Origin of the sequence: Brevibacterium aurantiacum, assembly GCF_003932995.1 — a bacterium.
GTDB classification, from domain to species: domain Bacteria; phylum Actinomycetota; class Actinomycetes; order Actinomycetales; family Brevibacteriaceae; genus Brevibacterium; species Brevibacterium aurantiacum.
Map to the genome: position 1 here is coordinate 2,482,946 of NZ_CP025333.1, position 22,186 is coordinate 2,505,131.

The 22,186-nt window shown below is 64.1% G+C and carries 19 protein-coding genes; 1 reads left to right on the forward strand and 18 read right to left on the reverse strand.

Annotation, left to right across the window (positions count from 1 at the left end):
- Nucleotides 1–6: 6 nt before the first annotated feature.
- The 18 genes from scpB to CXR25_RS19015 are packed head-to-tail and all read right to left on the reverse strand — an operon-like array spanning nt 7 to nt 19,806.
- Nucleotides 7–639, reverse strand: coding sequence for an SMC-Scp complex subunit ScpB (gene scpB / locus CXR25_RS11485; RefSeq protein WP_009883088.1), 633 nt, complete (start codon nt 637–639; stop codon nt 7–9).
- Nucleotides 636–1,520 (reverse strand): segregation and condensation protein A, encoded by an 885-nt coding sequence (locus tag CXR25_RS11490; RefSeq protein ID WP_009883087.1) that lies wholly within the window; start codon nt 1,518–1,520, stop codon nt 636–638. The genes scpB and CXR25_RS11490 overlap by 4 nt, the downstream gene beginning before the upstream one ends.
- A gap of 8 nt (nt 1,521–1,528) precedes the next feature.
- Nucleotides 1,529–2,398 carry a ParA family protein gene (locus CXR25_RS11495; protein ID WP_009883086.1) on the reverse strand — a complete coding sequence of 290 codons (870 nt, stop codon included), beginning with the start codon at nt 2,396–2,398 and terminating at the stop codon, nt 1,529–1,531.
- 39 nt (nt 2,399–2,437) lie between these two features.
- Entirely contained in the window at nt 2,438–3,385 is a 948-nt protein-coding gene (xerD, locus tag CXR25_RS11500; RefSeq protein WP_009883084.1) for a site-specific tyrosine recombinase XerD, read from the reverse strand.
- 9 nt (nt 3,386–3,394) lie between these two features.
- Nucleotides 3,395–4,042: an NUDIX domain-containing protein gene (locus tag CXR25_RS11505; RefSeq protein ID WP_009883082.1), complete on the reverse strand. Its 648-nt coding sequence runs from the start codon at nt 4,040–4,042 to the stop codon at nt 3,395–3,397.
- An 11-nt stretch (nt 4,043–4,053) separates the two neighbouring features.
- Nucleotides 4,054–5,736: a CTP synthase gene (locus CXR25_RS11510; RefSeq protein ID WP_035278698.1), complete on the reverse strand. Its 1,683-nt coding sequence runs from the start codon at nt 5,734–5,736 to the stop codon at nt 4,054–4,056.
- Nucleotides 5,737–5,744: 8 nt separating this feature from the next.
- Nucleotides 5,745–6,881 (reverse strand): hypothetical protein, encoded by a 1,137-nt coding sequence (locus CXR25_RS11515; protein WP_009883079.1) that lies wholly within the window; start codon nt 6,879–6,881, stop codon nt 5,745–5,747.
- A 33-nt stretch (nt 6,882–6,914) separates the two neighbouring features.
- The gene (locus CXR25_RS11520) at nt 6,915–8,087 is read right to left on the reverse strand and encodes a glycosyltransferase family 4 protein (RefSeq protein WP_069600338.1); all 1,173 of its coding nucleotides are present in this window, start codon (nt 8,085–8,087) and stop codon (nt 6,915–6,917) included.
- Nucleotides 8,084–9,817: a murein biosynthesis integral membrane protein MurJ gene (gene murJ, locus CXR25_RS11525; protein WP_101582729.1), complete on the reverse strand. Its 1,734-nt coding sequence runs from the start codon at nt 9,815–9,817 to the stop codon at nt 8,084–8,086. Before murJ ends, CXR25_RS11520 begins: the two co-directional genes overlap by 4 nt.
- Nucleotides 9,814–10,683, reverse strand: coding sequence for a hypothetical protein (locus tag CXR25_RS11530; RefSeq protein WP_101582734.1), 870 nt, complete (start codon nt 10,681–10,683; stop codon nt 9,814–9,816). Before CXR25_RS11530 ends, murJ begins: the two co-directional genes overlap by 4 nt.
- A gap of 1 nt (nt 10,684) precedes the next feature.
- A complete protein-coding gene (locus tag CXR25_RS11535) occupies nt 10,685–11,635 on the reverse strand; it encodes a copper transporter (RefSeq protein WP_096161101.1) in 951 nt (316 codons plus the stop codon).
- Nucleotides 11,628–12,866 carry a putative cytokinetic ring protein SteA gene (steA, locus tag CXR25_RS11540; RefSeq protein WP_096146997.1) on the reverse strand — a complete coding sequence of 413 codons (1,239 nt, stop codon included), beginning with the start codon at nt 12,864–12,866 and terminating at the stop codon, nt 11,628–11,630. Before steA ends, CXR25_RS11535 begins: the two co-directional genes overlap by 8 nt.
- A 15-nt stretch (nt 12,867–12,881) precedes the next feature.
- On the reverse strand, nt 12,882–14,585 hold the full coding sequence (recN, locus tag CXR25_RS11545; protein ID WP_114384931.1) for a DNA repair protein RecN: 1,704 nt from the start codon (nt 14,583–14,585) through the stop codon (nt 12,882–12,884).
- Nucleotides 14,586–15,527, reverse strand: a complete 942-nt coding sequence (locus CXR25_RS11550; RefSeq protein ID WP_009883072.1) for an NAD kinase — start codon at nt 15,525–15,527, stop codon at nt 14,586–14,588. It abuts the gene before it with no gap.
- The gene (locus CXR25_RS11555; RefSeq protein WP_114384932.1) at nt 15,524–16,327 is read right to left on the reverse strand and encodes a TlyA family RNA methyltransferase; all 804 of its coding nucleotides are present in this window, start codon (nt 16,325–16,327) and stop codon (nt 15,524–15,526) included. The genes CXR25_RS11550 and CXR25_RS11555 overlap by 4 nt, the downstream gene beginning before the upstream one ends.
- Nucleotides 16,324–16,527 (reverse strand): hypothetical protein, encoded by a 204-nt coding sequence (locus CXR25_RS11560; RefSeq protein ID WP_114384933.1) that lies wholly within the window; start codon nt 16,525–16,527, stop codon nt 16,324–16,326. Before CXR25_RS11560 ends, CXR25_RS11555 begins: the two co-directional genes overlap by 4 nt.
- Nucleotides 16,520–17,554, reverse strand: coding sequence for an HAD-IIA family hydrolase (locus CXR25_RS11565; protein ID WP_114384934.1), 1,035 nt, complete (start codon nt 17,552–17,554; stop codon nt 16,520–16,522). Before CXR25_RS11565 ends, CXR25_RS11560 begins: the two co-directional genes overlap by 8 nt.
- Nucleotides 17,551–19,806, reverse strand: coding sequence for a hypothetical protein (locus tag CXR25_RS19015; RefSeq protein ID WP_241212331.1), 2,256 nt, complete (start codon nt 19,804–19,806; stop codon nt 17,551–17,553). Before CXR25_RS19015 ends, CXR25_RS11565 begins: the two co-directional genes overlap by 4 nt.
- 894 nt (nt 19,807–20,700) lie before the next feature.
- Here CXR25_RS19015 and CXR25_RS11575 point away from each other — a divergent pair.
- Nucleotides 20,701–22,179, forward strand: coding sequence for an aldehyde dehydrogenase family protein (locus CXR25_RS11575; protein WP_114384936.1), 1,479 nt, complete (start codon nt 20,701–20,703; stop codon nt 22,177–22,179).
- The last annotated feature ends 7 nt before the right edge of the window (nt 22,180–22,186 follow it).

Sequence of the window (22,186 nt, forward strand, 5' to 3'; positions counted from 1 at the left end):
CTCAAATCAATCGTCAACTCGTGACATCTCATCGTCGAGATCGGCCATCTCGTCCTCCACGGAGGCCAGAACCTCCGTGTTGTCGGCACCCAATTCGGCGACATCGGCGTCCTCGGGGAGGTACGGAGCAATCTCCGGCAGGTCGTCGATGCTGTTCATTCCCAGGGCGTCGAGGAACTGGTGGGTAGTGGTGTAGAGCAGCGCCGAGGTGGTCGCCTCCTTGCCCGCTTCGACGATGAGTCCGCGCAGCAGCAGGGTGCGGATCACGCCGTCGACGCTGACCCCGCGGATGGCGGCGATGCGCGGGCGCGAGATCGGCTGCCGGTAGGCGATGACGGCCAGGGTCTCGAGTGCGGCCTGCGACAGCTTCGCGCTCTGTCCGGAGGTGAGGAAGTCCTTGACGATCTCGTGATAGTCCCCGCGGGAGAAGATGCGGAAGCCTCCCGCGACGAGGCGGATCTCGAATCCGCGCTGCCTGCGGTCTTCCCCGCCGTCGTAGTCGGCCTTGAGCTCGGCGATGGCATCGGTAACGGTGTCCTCATCGAGCCCGAGGGCGGTGGCCAGCTCGGTCACCGAGACAGCGGAGTCGCTGATCATGAGGACGGCCTCGATCCCGGCCAGGATTTCATCGTCGATCATGCCGGTCCCTCTTCCTTCTCGGCAGTGTCTTCCTCGTTGACGCCGCCCGCGTATTCTTCGCCACCGTATTCCTCCACGGGAGCGCCGTCCCACTCCCCCTCGGTTCGCAGGTCGACCCCATCGTCGGTGGAGTCGGTGCGGGAGATGAGCAGCGGCCCCAGCGGCTCCTCCTGCGCGAAGTCACACAGGCCGACCTTGAACAGCTCCAGCAACGCGAGAAAGCGGGCCACGACGACCAGCGTGTTGTCAGCGGTGTCGAGGAGCTTCTGGAAGTCCAGGTCCCCGGCCCGCAGCAGGCTGAGGATGTGGCCGCGCTGTTCGGAGACGCTGACCAGCGGCAGATGGATGTGGTCGACGGCGACGCTCGGGGGCGTGTGGTCGCGTTGGAGCACGGTTGCGTAGAGTCCGGCCAGCTCACCGGGACCGATGTGCATCTGCAGCGGGGGCAGCACGTCCTGGAATTCGGGTTCGAGTCCGACGCTGCGTGGTGCCCTGACCGACCCCGCGGCCATGGCTTCGGCGAAGAATCTGCTCACGGACTTATAGGCCCGATACTGCAGGAGCCGGGCGAACAGAAGATCACGAGCTTCGAGCAGTTCGAGGTCGAGTTCCTCCTCGCCGTCCTCGTTGGGCAGCAGTCGCGCCGTCTTGAGGTCGAGGAGGGTCGCGGCCACCAACAGGAACTGGGAGATCTCGGCGAGGCTGGAACCGGCTTTGGCACCGGTGCGTTCGCTGAGACTCGTCGTGTACGCGATGAACTCATCGGTCACCTCGGCGAGGGCGATCTCTGTGACGTCGAGGCGACGTTTCGAGATCAGGCCGAGGAGCAGGTCGAAGGGACCGGAGAAGTTCTCCAGCTCAACCTGGAACCCCTCGTGCACGGTCTCGCTCAGGGTGCGCCTCCGCGGGCGATGAGCTCCCTGGCCAGGCGACGATAGGCTTCCGAGCCTGCGTGCTTGGGAGCGAAGCTCGTGATCGGTTCGGCGGCGACCGAGGCATCCGGGAACTTCACAGTGCGGTTGATGACCGTCTCGAAGACCTTGTCGTCGAAGGCCTCCGTGACACGCGACATGACCTCTTTGGAGTGCAGCGTGCGCGAGTCGAACATCGTGGCCAGGATCCCGTCGACGACGAGGGAGGGATTGAGCCGGTCCTGGATCTTCTCGATGGTCTCCACCAACAGCGCGACACCACGGAGGGCGAAGAACTCGGTCTCGAGCGGAATGATGACGCCGTGCGCGGCCGTCAGCGCGTTGACAGTGAGGAGGCCCAGGGATGGCTGGCAGTCGATGAGGATGACATCGTATTCGTCGGCGACCTTGGACAGCACACGGGAGAGGATCTGCTCCCGAGCGACCTCGCCCACGAGCTGGACTTCGGCGGCGGAGAGGTCGATGTTGGCCGGGAGGATGTCGATGTTGTCGAAATCGGTGCCGACGATGACCTCGTGGGGGTCAAGACGTGAGTTCATCAGCAGGTTGTAGACGCTGATCTCGAGGTCATAGGGGTTGACGCCCAGCCCAACGGACAGTGCGCCCTGCGGGTCGAAGTCGACGAGCAGCATCTTGCGGCCGTAGGCGGCCAGTGAGGCGCCGAGGTTGATCGACGAGGTCGTCTTGCCGACGCCGCCCTTCTGGTTGACCATCGCGATGATGCGGGCGGGCCCATGAGTGTCCAGCGGTGCTGGTTCGTCGAAGTCCTGCTGCTCGGGGACAGTGGATTTCGATTTGGGAATATCCAACGCCTGTTGCGTATTCATCACTCGGATGGCCACCTTTCATTGCTCTCTGCTCCAACCCTACCGCGCCCGAGGGTGCGAGGTCGCGTACACTTCCCGCAATGTTTCCTCCGACACCTTGGTGTAGATCTGCGTGGTAGTGACTGAGGCGTGTCCCAGCAGTTCTTGGACAACGCGGATATCGGCCCCGCCTTCGAGCAGGTGTGTCGCAAACGAGTGTCGGAACGTATGCGGTGACACCTCGGCCTCCAGCCCCGCCAGTTCCCCGGCGTCCTTGACGATCTGCCACGCGGTCTGGCGTGAGAGGCGAGTTCCCCGGGCGTTGAGGAACAGGGCCCCGGCCGGTGCCGATGATCTGGCCTTCGCGGCCATGCTCGGCCTGGTCCGTGATACCCAGGCGCCCAGAGCGGTGGCGGCGTGGGAACCGAAGGGCACGATCCGTTCCTTCCCGCCCTTGCCGTAGAGGCGCACGAGGCTGGTCTCGAGGTCGAGATCGTCGAGATCGACACCGACGGCCTCGGAGATCCTCGCCCCGGTCGCATAGAGCAGCTCGAGCAGTGCGGCCGCACGGATCTGCGCGGGTTCCTCACCGCCGGTGGTTGCCAGCATCGCCTCGATATCGTCTAAGGACAGAGCCTTGGGCAGACGCAGCCCTTCCTGCGGTGGGCTGACCTCGGAGGCCGGATCTGTGGCCGCCAGTCCCTCACCGAGGGCGAATCCGTGGAACCGGCGCACCGCGACGAGTGCTCGTGCTCGGGTCCGTGGCGCCAGGTTCTCATCGAGGAGGTGAAGCGCAAAGGCTTCGACGTGGGTGCGTTCGACCTCGCCGAGGTGGCTCATCCCCTGCCCGTTGAGCCAGGTGCCGTACCTGGCGAGGTCACGGGCGTAGGCGTCGATGGAGTTTCGCGAGAGCCCACGTTCGAAGCGCAGCGAGTTCAGGTACGTCTCAAACGCACGGGCCAGCGACGCCGGAAGTTCGGGGAGAAGTTCGGCACCGTGCCGGGCCATGGCGTGCCCTCAGGCCTGCGGTCGGCCGTCGATGAGGCGGCGGGGCGCGTCGACGCTGCGAGTCCTGGTGGGTTCGCCGGCGGCTTCTGCGCGCAGGATGTGGGCGACCTGCAGGATGGCCAGCTGTGCGATCGCGTTTGTGATCTCACCGGCGCTGACAGCGTCGAGTGCCTCGTCGAGACTGGCCCACCGGAATTTGAAGCCGGCTTCCTCTTCGCTGCGTTCGTGCCGGTCTTCGTCGGCGATGAGTTCGAAGTCCCGGGCCAGGTACAGCCGGATCGTCTCGCTGCTGCCGCCGGGCGTCAGACAGGAGTCGGTGAGGACCTCCCAGCGGGCGGCCCTCAGATCGGCTTCCTCAGCCAGTTCCCGCTGGGCCGCGGCGAAGGGTTCCTCGTCGGGCACATCGAGGAGACCGGCCGGTACTTCCCAGAGCCTGGCCCGAACAGGGTGGCGGTACTGCTGGATGAGCAGGATCCGCTCCTGCTCATCCACGCACGCGATCGCCACAGCACCGGTGTGAGACATCATGTCGCGCACCAGCCCGGTTGCTTCGGGCAGGTCGAAGGTCTCGCGTCGGATGTTCCACACCGCACCGTGGTAGACGACCTCGGAGTCGGTGATGTCCGGCGTATAGGCTTCGTCGCGCAGATCGCTCACGTTGATCCTGACTACTTCTGGGCCTTCAGCGCCGCTGCCACGAGTCCGGAGAACAGCGGGTGGGGCTTGGTCGGACGTGACTTGAGCTCGGGGTGAGCCTGTGTCGCCACGTAGTAGGGGTGCTCAGATTCCGGCAGCTCCACGAATTCGACGAGTTCACCGCTGGGTGAGGTGCCCGAGAACCGGAGACCGGCCTTGGCCAGATCCTCACGGTAGGAGTTGTTGACCTCGTAGCGGTGACGGTGACGTTCGGTGATGAGCGTCGAGTCGTAGACTCCGGCGACGACGCTGCCTTCGTCGAGCTTCGCCTCATAGGTGCCCAGGCGCATGGTGCCGCCCAGGTCGCCTTCGCCTTCGACGATGGAGAGCTGCTCGGCCATCGTCGCGATGACGGGGACCTGAGTCTCGGGGTCGAACTCGGAGGACGAGGCATCGGCGATTCCGGCGATGTTGCGGGCGTACTCGATGACCATGCACTGCAGGCCCAGGCACAGTCCCAGGGTCGGGATGCCGTTGGTGCGTGCGTACTTCAGCGCACCGAGTTTGCCTTCGATGCCGCGGATGCCGAATCCGCCGGGCACGCAGATCGCGTCGAGGCCCGAGAGCTTCTCAGCCGCGCCGTCCTCGGATTCGCAGTCATCGGACTGGATCCACTCGACCTTGACGCGAGCGTCGTTGGCGAAGCCGCCGTGACGCAGCGCTTCGGTCACGGACAGGTAGGCGTCGGGCAAGTCGATGTACTTGCCGACGATGCCGATGCGCACATGGTGTGCGGGATTGTGGACGCGTTCGAGCACCCAGTCCCACTTCGTCCAGTCGACGTCGCGGAAGGGCAGGTTGAGACGACGGATCACGTAGACGTCGAGGCCTCCGTCGTGGAGGACCTTCGGGATGTCGTAGATGCTCGGTGCGTCCACGCAGGACACGACCGCGTCGGATTCCACGTCGCAGGAAGAGGCGATCTTCGTGCGGATCGAGTCGGGCAGCTCACGGTCGGAGCGCAGCACGATCGCGTCGGGCTGGATGCCGATCGAGCGCAGTGCGGCCACGGAGTGCTGCGTCGGCTTCGTCTTCAGCTCACCGGAGGGTCCCAGGTAGGGCACGAGTGAGACGTGGATGAAGAAGACGTTGTCGCGGCCGATGTCGTGTCGGACCTGACGTGCTGCTTCGAGGAAGGGCTGGGATTCGATGTCGCCGACGGTGCCGCCGATTTCGGTGATGATGACATCGGGACGTTCGTCGACAGGACGTTCGGCCTGGGCCCGCATCCGTGATTTGATCTCATCGGTGATGTGCGGGATGACCTGCACGGTGTCACCGAGGTAGGCACCACGACGTTCCTTGGCGATGACCGAGGAGTAGACCTGTCCGGTCGTCACATTGGCCGCGCCGTCGAGGTTGACGTCGAGGAATCGTTCGTAGTGGCCGATGTCGAGATCGGTCTCAGCACCGTCTTCGGTGACGAAGACCTCACCGTGCTGGAAGGGATTCATTGTTCCCGGATCCACATTGAGATAGGGATCCAGCTTCTGCATTGCTACCGAGAGTCCGCGCTGAGTGAGCAGGTGACCGAGGCTCGAAGCCGTCAGTCCCTTGCCCAACGAAGAGGCAACGCCTCCCGTGACGAAGATGTGCTTTGCCGTATTTGTGCCGCCTGGGCCAGTTCGATTCACCACGGGATTTGATTCTATCAAAGTCCGGCTCACGAATCCGACGATTCGGCGACTTCGGCGTAGAGATCAAGCAGAGTCGCAGAGATCGCGGCCCCGTTGTTCACGTCGATGACGCGCTTCTTCGCGGCTACAGCCTGCGATCCGCGTCCGGCTGGGTCGTCGATAAGATGATTGATCTCACTCAGAAGTGCGTCCGTGTCGTCGGCGGCAACAGCCTTTGCCGCGGCACCCCAGATGCCTGCACGTCGCGTGTTGCCGATGAAGACTGCCGGCTTCGACAGCTGCATGAGGTCCTCATGGCTGAGGCCGGTCATGGTCTCGCTGGCGATGACGACGTCCGCGGCTGCTGCCACGTCGACGAGGTCACTGGCGGGGGCGACGATGACGTGTCGGTCTGCGAAGGCGGACTCGATCGTGCTCCGGTCCTTGCCGGTGCCGGTGAGCACCGTGACGACGGGACGTCCGGGCCGTTTCGTGTTGATCTGGTCGGCGGCGTCGAGGACGGTGGCCAGTGCCGTGTGGTCGCGCAGGGCGATGGGGCTGGCGACCATCCAGGTGCCCTCTTCGACGCCGAGTTCCTTGCGCACCTGTGCGCGCGGTGTCCTGACGGTGAGGTCGACGTCGATGTCCGGGTGGACGAGTTCGGCCCGTTCGACGACGGGGACCTTCTCCCCGAAATAGTCGACGACGGGTTCGGTGGTGCCCAGGATCGCGGTCGCGGTGCGGCCCACGATCTCGGCGCCGGTCTTCTCGATGACGTTGGCCGCGTCGAAGGACTCGACCGTTGCGACGACCTTCGGGTGCAGGCGGGCCGGGAGGCCGGTGAAGGCCAGGCCGGCGAGCGTCGCGGCGTGCAGTCCGTGGGCGTGGACGATGTCCACGTGCTGGTAGTACTTGTGCAGAGTGAATGCGGTGTTGGGATCTGCCAGCGTGAAGCGTCGTCTGGCCGCGAGTTCGATCTCACGGAAGTTGTCTGCCAGTTCCTCGGGGACTCCGAAGGTGCCCAGCAGCGAACGGTGGGCGGCGACCGCTACCTTGAAGCCTGCGCGCAGATGCCCGAGCACTGCGAGTTTCGCCACTTCGACAACGGGACCCGTAGTTTCGGCGAGCACATGCAGAATCCTCGTGTCTGCGCTGAGTGGGTGGACCTCGCCGGATTCGCTCATTTCCTCATCCTTTTCATTAGATCGACGCTGCTTCTACCCTACCTGGGAGGGCATGAGTTCCGTGTATATGCCCACCAGTTCTTTGGCCACTTCCCTCTCATCGGGAAGTTGCGCTCCACGAGACTGGGCGCGTGCGGCCAGTTCGGCCCGACGGGTGGGATCGGTGGCCAGTTCGGCAATGGCTGCGGCCAGTCCGGTGTCGTCATCGCTGTCGATGAGAATGCCCGCGTCGCCGACGAGTTCCGTCGTTCCACCGGTGCTCGTGGCGATGATGGCCTGCCCGGAGATCAGCGCCTCCTGCAGCACGAGGGCACGGGCTTCCCAGACGCTGGTGAGGACGTAGAGATCGGCGGCCGCATTGAGTGCCGCGATGTCATCACGCGGGCCTAGGAAATGCAGAGCCGGAATCGCCGAGGTGGCCGCGAGGCTCTCGTACTGCCCCCGCACCTCGTCGAGGACGGTGGGGTCCGCGGCTCCCGCGATGAGGACGACAAGCTCCGGTGTCGTTCGGTCCGAGGCCACAGTTGATACCTGTGCATCGCCGAGGTGGCCCAACGCCCTGATCAGCATCGGGTAGTTCTTCTGTGGTGCGACACGCCCGACGGCGAGCACGATGACGGTCTCAGGTCCGAACCCGAATTCCTCGCCCAGGGCTGCACGGGTGGCCAGGACAGCCTCGGCGGGGACGGGGTGAACTTCCGGGGCCGCGACGGGCAGGAACCGGGCGTCGACGGCGCCGAGCTCTCGGGTTCGGTCCACGAGGTCGGTGCTCGCCCCCAGCGTCAGGTCCGCGCCCTTGGCCAGCAGGGTCTCGATGCCGGTTTCGACGGTGCCGCGCAGGCCGTGGCCGCTGGCCTGGTTGTGCAGGCTGATGATGAGGCGGGGACGGCGTCGAGCGGTGCGGACGGACAGGAGAGCGACGAAGCCGGCCCGGAAGCCGTGAGCGTGGACGATATCGGCATCAAAGCTGCCGATGAGACTGCGCAGGCGGATGATCAGCGCGGCATCACGGACACCGATTCCGGTGCCCATGTCGAGGGCGGCGAAGCGAACACCGGGCAATGAGGAGAAACCGAAGTGTTCGTCGGTGGAGGCGGGTCCGATGATTCCGATCTCATGGCCGGCCGCGGCGACATCTCTGGCCAGGGCCTTCACATGGGTGCCGACTCCCCCGGTCGATGTACCGAGCACGTAGACGATTCTCATCTCTCATCCTCATTCTCTTTGGGAGTGATCGGTGGGGCGGCCTGGACGGCAGGGTCAGTCTGTTCGGCCAGGTCGGGGCCACCTCGGCGACCGGCGAGCACCGTTCGCACCTCGGAGATGAACCCTTTGTCGAGGACGACGATCGCTGCGAAGATCGCGCAGCCGATGAGCGCGGAGATCACGCCGTTGGCCACCGAGGACAGTGCGTCGATGCCCACAGGCCCCGCCAACCAATGCGAGACCAGCGCGCCGGCAACCGACGCGAGAGCAGCGGCAACCAGAGACAGCAGGCCTCGGCGCAGCACTCTGTGAAGCCCGGCAGGCCCCAGCACCCGCCGCATCGAGGTCAGCAGGAAACCTCCGGCGACGCTCATGCCGATTGCGTAGCCGATGCAGATGGAGACCAGCGTCAGCCCGTCATCGCCGTCGGCGTTGATGACCAAGACTGCCAACAGCATTCCGACGATGACAAGCAACCAGCCAGTCGTCGTCGCCACCGCTGAATGACGCGAATGTTCCAGCGCGTAGAACACGCGGGTGCCCCAGGCGACGAAGGACCAGCCAGGCACCGCAAGAGCCATGACCATGATCGCCTGACTCATTGCGTCGAAGGGCGCATCTCCGCCTTCGCCTGCGGCATCGATGGCGGTGAAGAACGTCTGCAGAGGCCCTGCCGCGCTGACGAGGATGACCGTGCCCAGCAGACCGATACTGATGATCAGCGCGGTTGTCGTCGAGGTCAGACGTCGCAGTTGAACTCCGGCATTGCCTCTATCCGTATCGCTGGCATCGGGGTCTTTGGAACGAGCGACCCAGGACGACAGGGATGGGAAGACCACCGTGGCGACTGTCACCGCGAGGACACCGTAGGGCAGAAGATAGACGGCGTTGATGTAGCTGAAGAGAACGAAAGTACCCTCGCCACCGGAATGGTTCGACAGGAGCATGGTTGCCAACATCGCGGCCTGCTGTGCCAGCAGCGCCGCCATGCCTGCACCGGCCAGCCGAAGAGCCCGCTGAGCGACTCCGGGTGGGAAACTCCAGGTGGGCCTGATGCGCAGTCCAGTGGTGCGCATGGGCAGAGCCAACGGCAGCGCCAGAGCAGCGACGCCGATGGTCGTGCCCCAGCCCAACCAGCCGATGTGGTCCCGCCAGGATTCGTCGGAGCCGCCGACCATGTTGTAGGCGATGTAGCAGCCGATGACGACGAGGCTGGACAGCAGCGGCGCAAAGGCCGGCCAGATGAACTTTCGATGCGCCTGGAGCACACCGGTGAGCACGGCCCCGATGCCGTAGAGCACCAGTTGGGGCGAGAACATGAGCAGGAACACGACAGTCGCCTCGAGTTGCGCTGTCTTGTCGACATCGGTGCCGATCAGCAAGCTTGCGATCGGGTGCGCGAAGACCGCGAGAATGATGCTCAACGGCAGCGTCACTGAGACTGCCCAGGTCAGCAGCGCCGAGGCGATCCGACCTGCCGTCTCCTTGTCCGATCGGGCCAGAGGAATCGCGAGCAGAGGGATGACGGCACCCGCCAGGGCACCACCTGCGACGACTTCGAAGAGGATGTTGGGAACCAAATTCGCGGTCTGGTAGGCGTTGCCGACCGACCCGGCGCCCACATTGGGCGAGAATACGAGCCACCTCAGGAACCCGACGAGTCGGGTGAAGAGGGTGATGACCGAGACGAGCAGCGCCGCGGAGGCGAAGACTCGAACCACCTTATTCACACGACCTCGCGGCCGAAGGCGTCGATCTCTCGCAGTCCCGGAGTGGATTCGATGATCGAGGTGAAGGAGACCTTCTCGCTGAGCAGGGTGAGACCGACCAGTCCGGTGAGAACCAGCGCACGCTGCTTGGCCGTGGAGTTCTCGACCAGGATCGTGCCCAGAGCCGCACCGAGTGCGTTGGCGCCGGTGTCGCCGAGCATGACGGCACCGTCGAGGTCATCGGGCCAGGCCGCCGTGCTGGCCCCGGCGATGGCCGCACCGGGTGCCCAGGTCAGGCCATGTCTGTGGGGCATGAAGGCCAACGTCAGCAGTCCCGCCTTGAGCGCACGTCCGGGGCGCAGATCGAGCAGATTGAACAGGTTCGCGGTGCCGGCGATGACTCCCCCGGTGACGACGACGTCGACCGTGGACCCCCACCATGTCTGGGCTTCGGTCGTCCGATGGGAAGAGAACAGCCCGTGGTTGTTTCGACCGGTGCGCAGGATCGTCGCTGCGGCGATCGAGGCCAAGGGGATGCCGATGACCTTGATCGCACCGGTGGTGATCTCGCCGCGGGACAGAGCCTCGAGATGGCCACGCAGTCCCTTCGAATCCCCGGATTCGAGGAAGTCATCGACCGCACCCAGGCCGCCGGAAACTGTGGTCACCAGCAGAGTGGCCGCGCGCTGGCGTGGTTCTTCGATGAGGAGGCTGCCGGCGACCAGTCCGGCGGTGACGGCCGGGCCTTCGACGAGGGAGACGTCATTTCCGGCATGGTTGGTGCGCACCACCTTGTCATGGGTGCGCAGCTTCGAGTTGAGGATGGCTCTGGTCGCCGTGTAGCCGACGAGGCCGGCGACGGCGGAGCTGACGAGTGAGCGGATCATCTCAGTCCTTTCCGGGCATGATCTCTTCGGCGTCATCGGAGAAGCCGTAGTGGCCGTGGGTTCCGGCTTCGCCTGCAGCAAGGGCTCGCACAGTGATGACGGCTCCGGCTCCCAGGCCGAGTCCGTCGACGGTGCTGGCTCGCGACTTCTCCGTCCGGAGGATCGAGACGAGTCCGTTCTGGGCCGAACCGGCGTCTCCTGCCACGACCACGGACTTCGAGTCCGAGGTCAGCGCATTGACGAAGTCGGTGATGAGGGTCCGGTTGGCCTTGTCATCGGTCGCTTCGGGGCTGGGTTCGGTCTCGTCGGCGAGCTTTGAGTTCTCGTCATCGATAACGACGAAGAGCGGGGTGGGCTTGTGGTCGGTGTCGGTGCGCAGTCGGCCCGCGTCGACGAAGGCATCGAAGATTCCGGAGGACTTCTTCTCCGCAGCGTCCCGGTCCTCGCTGTCCTCGAGCATCGAGGCGTTGCCGGTCAGGGCGATGACGAGGGCGGCCCGCAGTGCTGTCGAATCGTCCTTGGGCAGACTCGGAACCGAGGCCCGCAGGATCTTGAGGAACTCTTCGGAGTCCGCCAGCGACAGGGTGTTGTCGACGAAGGAGACGTCTCCGCCGATCTTGCCGCCTGCTTCCTTGATCCGGTTGGTGACCTCTTCGACCTGCTCGGGGTCGGCGTTGGGTGCACCGATGATGCTGACGTCCTTACCTTCGAGTGTGTCGCCGATGAGTTCGGGGGCGGCGGAGGTCACGAAGTCGTTCTGCTTGTCGATGTTGCCGTTGGCGGCATCGATCTTCGCGCGCAGGTCGTCACGGTCGGCCCGCAGTGAGTCGACCTGACTCTGCAGGGACTCACCGATCGGCTCCTTCAGCGGTCCGGCGCCCAGGACGATCCCCACCGCCAGGGCGAGGAAGACCGAGACGAGGGAGACGAGGTGGTAACGAAAATCAATCACTGGTCAGTCCTTGAATGATGCTGGCAGATTCTGAAGATGCAGCAGGGTCGCCGCCGAACAGGGAGCCGATCCATCCGAAGACCCCGTCGAGTTGGGCTCCGATGAGTCCGATGAGGGTCTGGCCGGCAGCGGTCGCGAACAGGGCCACACCGAGTGCGACGAGACCAGCGATGATCAGGACGCTCAGCTGCAGGCTGGAGATCCTCTGTCGATACAGCAGGGACACGCCCTTGGCGTCGATGAGCTTCGAGCCCACCCGCAGTCGCGTGATGAATGTCGAGGCCATGCCCTTGCGCCCCTTGTCGAGGAACTCCATCACGGTGTCGTGGGTGCCCACGGCCACGATCAGGTCGGCACCTTTGTCGTCGGCCAGCAGCATGGCGATGTCCTCGCTGGTGCCGGAGGCGGCGAAGGCGACGCAGTCGACGCCGAGGGAGTGAACGCGCTCGGTTCCCGGAGCGTTTCCGTCCCGGTAGGCGTGGACGACGATTTCGGCTCCGGAGGTCAGCGCGGTGTCGGAGACGGAGTCCATGTCGCCGACGATCATGTCGGGCTTGTATCCGGCCTCGATGATGGCGTCGGCCCCGCCGTCGACTCCGACGAGGAGCGGACGGTATTCGCGGATGTAGGAGCCGAGGATCGCGAGGTCCTCTTTGTAGTGATAGCCGCGGACGACGATGAGGACGTGTCGACCCTCGAACTTCGTGGCCACCTCGGGAACGACGAGCTCGGCCGAGAGGAGGTCGGAGTCCTTGCGGATGTATTCGATCGTGTTGTCGACGAAGTCCACGAGCACGGAGTTCATTCCGGCCTCGGCTGCGTGCATGTCCTCCGCGATCGTCTCCGAGGTCTGGACGATGCCGGTGGCGATCTCCTTCTCATCGAGGAACACGGTGTCATCGGAGATGCTGATCTGGGCGTTCTCGTCGACTAGGTCGAAGATCTCGGGCCCGGTGGCGTCGAGGAGGGGGATGCCCGCGTCGACGATGATTCCCGGTCCCAGGTTGGGGTAGCGTCCGGAGATCGATTTGTCTGCGTTGATGACGGCTGCGGGTTTGCAGGCCACGAGCGCCTCGGCGGAGATTCGGTCGATGTCGCCGTGTTTGATGACTGCGATATCGCCTGCGCTCAGCCGTTTGGTGAGGTCTTTCGTCCGCCGGTCGAGCCTGGCGGGAGCCGGGCCTGACCTGGTCGGGACTATGTGCTTCTCCCGGGTTCTACGCGCTCTCATGGTGAGCCTATTCTCTCATGTCAGCGCAGCTGAGCCGGTCTTGACCCGCCGGGCCGAGTCCAGCAGTTCGGCTGCATGGGCCTTTGCTGAGGAGGAGTCCTCCATGCCTGCCAGCATCCGTGAGAGTTCGATGACCCGTTCGTCCTCGCTGAGTTCTCTGACCCCGGACATCACGGTCTCGGCGTCATCGTCCTTGACGATGGTCACGTGGGTGTCGGCCCAGGCCGCGACCTGCGGCAGGTGGGTGACGACGATGACTTGGGCGTTCTCGGCCAGCTTCGCCAGTCGTCTCCCGATCTCGATGGCGGCCTTTCCGCCGACACCGGCATCGACTTCGTCGAAGACGTAGGTGGGGATGGCCTCCCCTGCCGCGCGGACGACTTCGATGGCGAGCATCACGCGTGAGAGCTCACCGCCGCTGGCGACCTTGCCGATGTCGTCACCGGCCGAGGAGTCGTGCGGAGCGAAGGTCAGTCGCACGTCGTCACAGCCGTGGGCTGCCGGTTCTCGGTCGGTGAGTTCGAACGTCACCTGGGCCTTCGGCATCGACAGGGCTGCCAGTTCTGCGCTCACGGCGCGGGAGAACGATGCGGCGGTAGCCGTTCTGATCTCGGTCAGTCCGCGAGCCGCCTCGACCATTGCGCTGTGGGCTTCGTCGAGTTCGGCATCGAGCTGGTCGAGATCACGGTCATCGGCTTCGAGCTCTGCCAATTCCTGAGCTGAACGGGTTTCGAAGTCGAGTACCTCGGTCACGTTCTGGCCGTAGGCTGCCAAGGATCCGAGTTCGGCTCTGCGGGCCTCAGTCTCTTCCAGTGAGGTCTCCCCCAGCTCGTCGAACCCGGTGAGGTAGGAGCTGAGCTCCGCGGCGGAGTCGGACAGGCGCAGGACGGCGTCGTTGAGGGCGGCCTTGATGCGGGCCAGTTCCGGGTCCGCGGATTCGACGTCAGACAGGGCGCTGATCGCCTGGTGTACGTGGTCGACAGCAGCACCGGCGTCGTCGAGTTCGCTGCCGAGCAGGAGGTCATGGGCGCTGCCGACGGCCTGCGTGATCTCGGCGGCGGCACCGAGTTTCGCGGCCTGCGCGGTCAGGGCTTCGTCTTCGCCTGGAACCGGGCGCACCTTGTCGATGGCCTCGAGGCAGCCGTTGAGCCACAGGATCCTCTCCCGCCTGGCCGCGGTGCTGTCCTTGATCCGGGCGACCTTGGTCTGGGTCTCGCGCCAGTTCTCAAATGCTGCGTGGTATTTCTTCGCCACTGCTTCGAGTTCGGGGCCGCCGGCTGAGTCGAGGAGCTGCCGCTGCTGGGCGGGGCCTTTGAGTCGCAGCTGTTCGGACTGTCCGTGCAGGGTGATGAGCTCGTCGGAGATCTCGGTGAGCACGGAGATGGGGACGGTGCGTCCTCCGGCGGTGGCGCGGGCTCGGCCCTTCTGGGCCACGGTGCGGGAGATGATCGCTTCGTCTTCGGCGCTGCCGCCTGCCTCTTCGATGCGGAAGCGCACGGAGTCTGTGACGGAAGAGAAGATGCCCTCGACCTCGGCCTTCTCGGCTCCCTTGCGGACCACACCGGAACCGACCTTGCGGCCCATGAGCAGACTCAGTGCTGAGACGAACATCGTCTTGCCGGCACCGGTCTCACCGGTGACGACGGTGAAGCCTGTGGAGAGTTCGACCTCTGCTTCGGCGATCACGCCGAGGTGGGAGATCCTCAGTTCGGAAATCATCTACGCCTCCTCGATCGGTCCCCGCCAACCGGAGACGGGCAGTCGGAACTTCGCCACCAATCGATCGGTGAAGGGACCGGTGTGCAGCCGGGCCAGTTTGATCGGGGACTGTGAGCGCTTGGCTTCGATCCGTGCACCGGCGGGCAGCTCCAGGGCTCTGCGTCCGTCGCACCACAGGACTGCTGAGAAGTCGGGGTTGCGTGGGGAGATCTCGACGCCGAGGCGGGAGTCGGGGTTGACGACGAGTGGTTCGGTGAAGAGGGCGTGGGCTGAGATCGGGATGAGCAGCAGTGCTTCGACCTCGGGCCAGACGATGGGTCCACCGGCGGAGAACGCGTAGGCGGTCGATCCGGTCGGCGTCGCCAAGATCACTCCGTCGCAGCCGAAGGAGGACACAGGGCGGGCGTCGACGCCGAGGACGACGTCGATCATGCGGGCCTTGGAGGTCTTTTCGATGGTGGCTTCGTTGAGGGCCCAGGCGTTGTAGATCGCCTCCCCTTCGTGCCAGACGGTGACGTCGAGGGCGAGGCGCTCCTCGACGAGGTAGTCACGTTGGGAGGCTCGGTGGACCGCCTCGGCGAGGTCCTCTCTCTCGCTTTCGGCGAGGAATCCCACGTGTCCGAGGTTGACGCCCATGAGCGGCACACCGGACCCGTGGAAGCGTTCGGCCGCGCGCAGGATCGTGCCGTCGCCCCCTAGGACGATGACGAGTTCGCATTTGGTCTTCCAGATCGCCAGCTGGGCTGGGTCGATGACCTCGCAGCGGCTGAGCAGCTCCTGTTGCACGTCGGCGTGGGAACTGCGTTCGGCGAAGTTGAGGACCTCTTCGTCGAGGACGACTGGGGTGATTCCGTCGTCGAGGAGCGCCTTCCACACGCTCACTGCTGCCACTGCTGATTCCTCGCGTTGGGGGTGCAGCAGCACCATGATGTGTCGGCTCACGGCTCTCCTCTCATGATCTGATCCAGATGGGTTTCGATGTCCGCCTCGTTGAGCCTATCGGACTCGGTTCGTGTTTTCCCTGGTCGAACACGCAGGAAATACTCCCGGTTTCCGCTCGGACCTGGGAGGACGGAGGGCGCGATGTCGATCACGCGAGCCTCGTGTTCGCTGATGCCGGCGAGGACGGAGTCGAGGGCGCGGCGCCGTTTGGCCGCGGTCGCCACGACCCCGTGTTTGTCGAGTGCGCCGCGGGCGAGTTCGAATTGGGGTTTGACCATGAGGAGCAGTTCACCTGTGGGTCGTGTGGCTGCCAGCAGCGGGGCCAGCAAGAGACGCAGGGAGATGAAGGACACGTCGGCGACGACCAGGTCGACCTGCGGTACGTCGGAGTCGTCGAGCTCGCGGAGGTTGAGGCCTTCCTTGACGTGGATACGTGGGTCCCCACGGAGTCCGGCATCGAACTGGTCGTGTCCGACGTCGACGGCCCAGACCTCTGCTGCGCCGCGGTGGAGCAGGACCTGCGTGAAGCCGCCGGTAGAGGCGCCGGCGTCGAGTGCGGTCAGTCCAGTGACGTCATCGATTGAGAACGATTCAAGCGCGCCGAGGAGTTTGTGGGCGCTGCGTGCCACCCACGGATCGGGTTCTGTGACGCTGAGCTCATCGGTGTCGGACACGACCTGCGAGGGCTTCGACACTGTGTGGCCGTTGACGCTGACGCGTCCGGCGGCGATCTCTCTTGCCGCACGGGAGCGTGTGGCGATCAGTTCCCGTTCGACCAGTTCGCGGTCGAGTCTGCTCACAATGAACTCACCTGCGAGTCGAGGTCATCGAGGAGTGCGGAGAGCTGTTCGTGCCGTTCGGCGCTGGGTGCCTCGCCGATCTGTTCGAGGTCGCGACGCCAGGCTTCGACCGGCACATCACCGTTGACCGAGGCTGGAGTCGGTGCGGGTGCTGGGGTCGGTGCGGCAGGCTGCTGTGTCTCGTGGCTCGGTTCAGTCATGGATCCTCCGTGGCAGATTCCCTGGAGCCACGTCCTCGCCGCGGTCCATCGCCTCCCATGCTAATCGGAGTGCGCTCTCGACCGTTGAAACACTGTCTGGGGCAGACTCGTCCACACGGAGTTCACCGTCGACGATTCGACATGCTGCTGGCCCCGGGGTCTCGTCCGCCGCTGGTTGCGCGCTGCCGGCGATGAGCCTCGGCAGGCTCCGCAGACTTGGCAGGATGTAGGTGGGGCGCAGCTCGGAATTCGCGTGGAGTGCATCGTGGATGTCGTGGACGCCGGTGAGGACGAGTGCGGTTTCGAATCCCGCCGAGTTGCCGCCTTCAATATCCGTGTCGAGACGATCGCCGACCATGAGGGGTCGTTGGGCACCGCACCTGTGGGCTGCGAATTCCATCATGTGCGGGGATGGTTTGCCGACGACGGTCGGTTGAGCACCGGTGAGTTTGGAGAGCATGTCGATGAATGCCCCATTGCCTGGGACTCGGCTCCTGGGCCCGACCATCGAATAGTCGGGGTTGGTCGCCCACCATTCGATGCCTGCCGTGATGGCTTCGCAGGCGTCCACGATCCGCTGATAGGAGATCTCCGGGTCGAGGCCCTGGGCGATGGCCACTGGGTCATCATCAAGGGTGTGTGTGACCCGCAGGCCCTCGGATTCCAGCGCGGTTGCCAGTCCGGTGGTGCCCACCAGGTAGATGAGTGCGCCGGTCCCGAACTTCGCAGCGAGCTTCCCCGCCAGCACCTGCGCCGAGGTGGTCACCTCGGCGGGTGTCGTGCTGATTCCCAGCGTGGAGATGTGATCGGCCACCACCTCGGCGGTGCGGGTGGCATTGTTCGTCACATAGCTGACGGGGATTGACTGATCGTGGAGGAAGTTGATGCCCTCCACGGCTCCGGAGATCGGTTCCGGACCGTGGTAGACAACGCCGTCGAGGTCGAACAGCACACAGTCGATCGGTGCGCCCGATTGCTCAGGCGCACGGCGATCGACCGGTGCTGCTGCATTGGCGACTGGCGTCACTGATGACCGTTCAGCCGATACGAGACGTTCGTCTCCTCTGAGCTCGCGTTGTCTGCAGGCTTGAGGCTCGTGCCCGATTCTTCGGGTTCCGCGTGAGCTTCTTCGTCGGAGGTCTCGGAAGTCTCCTCATCGGAAGCGGCGCTTTCCTCGGCGTCCTCGAGAAGTTCGTCGAGTTCAGCTTCGATCTCCTCGTCGGAGACCTTGACCTTCTTCAGTTCCTTCTCTGAGACGTGCGTCTTCGACTTCGCCGGAACGTGATCGTCTCCAGCCGCGTCAGCAACGGCATCTGTGATGGCGTTGTCTGCGACGAGGCTGGCTGTAGGGGAATCGTCGGCCTCGGCGTCGCCAGCGTCCTCGTCGAACTCTGCTTCGTCCGCGCCCTCAGCGTCTGCGTCGTCGAAATCGACATCGTCGGCGCCTGAACCAGCCGCGGTCGAAAGTTCGGTCTCGGCATCGTCGAACTCAGCGTCTTCGAGTTCTGCAGCGTCCCTGTTGTCAACGTCAGCCATGCCAACAGCATAAGCATCGTGTGCCGAGCCGTACTCAGCCTCAGCAGGAGCATCGTCGAGTGAGGCAGGCTCGTCATCTTCGATCTCTTCGACGGTCTCGATTTCCACGCCGAGGTTGGGGTCTGGCTCTTCGTCCCCGAAGAGAGTGCCCGTGGCCTTGGCAGTGCGACGCGAAAGCTCCTCGTACTTGTCGGCCATCTCGGTTTCTCCGTGCAGGCGCAGCACTTCGGAATATGCGGCCATCAGTCGCACCAATGCACCGCTTGGCTTCTGGGTGAAGTCCTCGGCTTCGATCAGAGCGCGTGCGCCCTTGAGATCGCCGAGGTCCGATTTCGCTCCGGCGGCCACGATGACGAGTTCGGTGCGAGCATCGTTGTCGAGGTCGAGCTCTGCTGCCGACTCGAACAGTTCAAGTGCCTTCTGAGGCTTCTCACGGCCACGTTCGGCATCGGCGATGAGCGCGATGTTGTCGTCCGAACCGGAGATGCGACGGTGAGTGCGCAGTTCGCGCACCGCCTCGTCGTACTTCTCCACGTGGTAAGCGGCAATGCCGAGGGCTTCTCGGACGAGACCGACGCGACCCGCGCGAGCCATGGCTGCCTTTGCGTGTTCGTAGGCGCGTTCCGGATCGACGTCCAGGAATCCTCCGGCGGAGACGAGATGCTTGGCAACTGCCGCAGCATTCTCCTTGTCGAGGGAACGCAGCTGGCCCAACAGCTCCTTGTCGAGCTCCTTGCCGGTGACCTCTTCGGGGATCGGCGGTTCTTGGATCCGCGGACGACGGGCACGCTGCTCGCGTGCGTATTCACCGGTGTCGGTTGACCGAACGGCCCGGCGGTCGTTGTTGTTACGGCCGAATCCTCCGCGATCGCTGCCGCCGCCTTCACGACGTCGGTCTCCTCCGCGGTCATTGCGGCGATCGCCCTGGTATCCCCCACGACGATCGTCCCGACGGTCACCGCTGAAGCTGCGACGCTCACCATCATTGGAGCGATTGCCCTGGTAGCCCCCACGGCGTTCACCGTCATTGGAGCGATTGCCCTGGTAACCACCGCGACGTTCACCATCGTTGGAACGGTTACCCTGGTAACCACTGCGACGTTCACCATCGTTGGAACGATTGCCTTGGTATCCGCCACGGCGTTCACCGTCATTGGAGCGATTGCCCTGGTAACCACCGCGACGTTCACCATCGTTGGAACGATTGCCCTGGTATCCACCTCGGCGATCATCTCGACGGTCGCCACCGAAGCTACGACGCTCACCATCGTTAGAGCGATTGCCTTGGTATCCGCCACGGCGTTCACCATCGTTCGAACGGTTACCTTGGTAACCCCCACGGCGTTCACCGTCATTGGAGCGATTCCCCTGGTAACCGCCACGACGCTCACCGTCGTTCGAACGGTTGCCCTGGTAGCCCCCACGACGCTCACCGTCATTGCGACGGTCGCCACCGAAGCTGCGGCGCTCACCGTCGTTACTGCGATTGCCCTGGTAACCCCCACGGCGCTCACCGTCGTTACTGCGATTGCCCTGGTAACCACCACGACGTTCACCGTCGTTCGAACGGTTACCTTGGTAGCCGCCTCGGCGGTCGTCGCGACGATCGGAGTTACGTGACCCGCGCTCGTCCCGGGACTGGTGAGAGTCCTGTCGACGATTGTGATTGCTGTCGCGATCTGAGCGGCGCCCGCCGTCCGAACGGCGGTTGTGCTGGCTGTCTCGCGAATCCCCTGGGGCCACGATTCTCCCTATAAAGTCTTTTCAATGATTCCGCACCATTCTAGTCCACTCGAAACGGGTAAGTCCTGTGCGTGGGAACACGTATTTATGGTGAACGAAGAGCAGCAGCGACTGCGGTAAATTCTCTTTCACCACCGGCGGACAGGTTAAGACCGAACAACTAGAGGGTCTGCCGGAACCTCATTCGGCCACGTGGCCACTCGGCGAATGGTTAGCAGGAACACTCGCCTATTAGAAATCCAGCTCCGGCAAAAGTTCAGGAGCTCGTTCAAGTGCTCTGTTAGAATCATGGCGAACCGTCCCGCCAGCATTGGTCTGCGGAGACGTACGGTCATCTCATCGCGGTCAGTAGGGGATTCATGAAGCCTGGTGTGGAAGATTCGAGCATGATGATCAGCTCCTCGTGCGCGCCCACATCAATAGCTTTATCAACACGCGAAACTACATCCGAAATTACACCTCATCTGCACTCACACGCCATTGCCGGTCGTCGCTTTAGTCGTCGCAGTGGGATTTCCTGCCCATTCAAATGCGCTATCGCCATCCCGGCAATTGTGCTCATTGTCACCGCGGACTCCGAGTCAGGTCCGAAGATGCTGGCTCGGTATAACCCGGATGGTGCCGGCAGTTCCCTGCCCACCTATGCGGACGCAGATATCGGCATCCACTACCGTTCACACCCGCATATGCGCACCGTGACGCCTTCATTTTGTGATCCGATTCATTCGATTAAGCGTCGGATGCCCCTGTTCGCATATCGTGGCCTTCAGAAGCGGCACTACCAGCGGAAAGAGGAGCCATGCCCTCAACTTTGACTCCCCCGCCCACAGTGGTGCAACGGAGAACCTCAAACTCAATCTCAGCAATTTTCACCATCAAGGAATAGGAGACATCGTGCCCAACACGCTTTTCATCGATGGACAGTGGGTTTCGGCCCAAAACGGCGGGATCAGAGAGATCCATAATCCTGCCGACGGCAGCTTCGTCGCCGAGGTGGACGAAGCCAGTCCAGCTGACACCGAACTCGCAATCGCTGCCGCACGTCGAGCCTATGACTCGGGCGTCTGGGCAAGCGTGCCCGCCAGCGAACGAGGCGACCTTCTCCTCAAGTTCGCTTCGGTCCTGCGTGAGCGCAAGGCCGAGTTCGCTCGTGCCGAGTCCCTTGACACCGGCAAGCGCTACGTCGAGTCCGAGATCGACATGGACGATATCGCCAACTGCTTCGACTACTTCGGCAAGCTTGCCGCCAATGATGCAGGCCGCGTCGTCGACGCCGGAACCGACACCGTCGCCAGCCGCATCGTCCACGAACCAGTCGGCGTCTGCGCTCTCATCACACCGTGGAACTACCCGCTGCTGCAGGCCGCATGGAAGATCGCACCGTGCCTGGCAGCCGGTAACACGTTCATCCTCAAGCCCGCCGAGCTCACCCCGCACACGGCGATCCTGACGATGAAGGTGCTGGAAGAGTTGGGACTGCCCGCAGGTGTGGGCAACCTGATCCTCGGCGCCGGTGCAGATGCTGGAGCACCACTGTCAACACACGATGGCATCGACATGGTCTCCTTCACCGGCGGACTGGTCACCGGACGTCTGCTGGCAGCCAACGCCGCAGCCACCGTGAAGAAGATCGCCCTGGAACTCGGTGGCAAGAACCCGAACGTCGTCTTCGCCGATGCCGACTTCGAGGCCGCTGTCGACAACGCGCTCAACGCCGCGTTCGTCCATTCCGGTCAGGTCTGCTCCGCAGGCGCACGACTCATCGTCGAAGAATCGATCGCCGAGAAGTTCGTCGACCGTCTCGTCGAGCGTGCTCAGCAGATCCGCCTCGGCGGACCCTTCGATGACAACGCAGAAACCGGACCGCTCATCTCCGCAGCCCACCGCGACAAGGTCACCGCCTATGTCGACAAGGGCGTTGCAGAAGGCGCCCGTGTGCGCTGCGGCGGCACCTGGGGCGAGGGCGACCTGGAGAAGGGCTACTACTACCTGCCGACCATCCTCGACCAGGTTGAACGCGGAATGTCCGTGGTCTCCGACGAAGCCTTCGGTCCTGTCGTCACCGTCGAAACATTCTCCACGGTCGACGAGGCCGTCGAGATCGCCAACGACACCTACTACGGCCTCGCCGGCGCAGTCTGGAGCCAGGATGCCGGCAAGACCCAGCTGGTCGCCCAGCGCCTGCGCCACGGAACCATCTGGATCAACGACTTCCACCCCTACCTGCCACAGGCAGAGTGGGGCGGATACAAGCAGTCAGGCTCCGGACGCGAGCTGGGACCGACCGGTCTGGCCGAATACCAGGAAGCCAAGCACATCTACCAGAACCTCGAGCCCGCCGTCACCGGCTGGTTCCCCGACCACAGCAAATAAGGAGAGT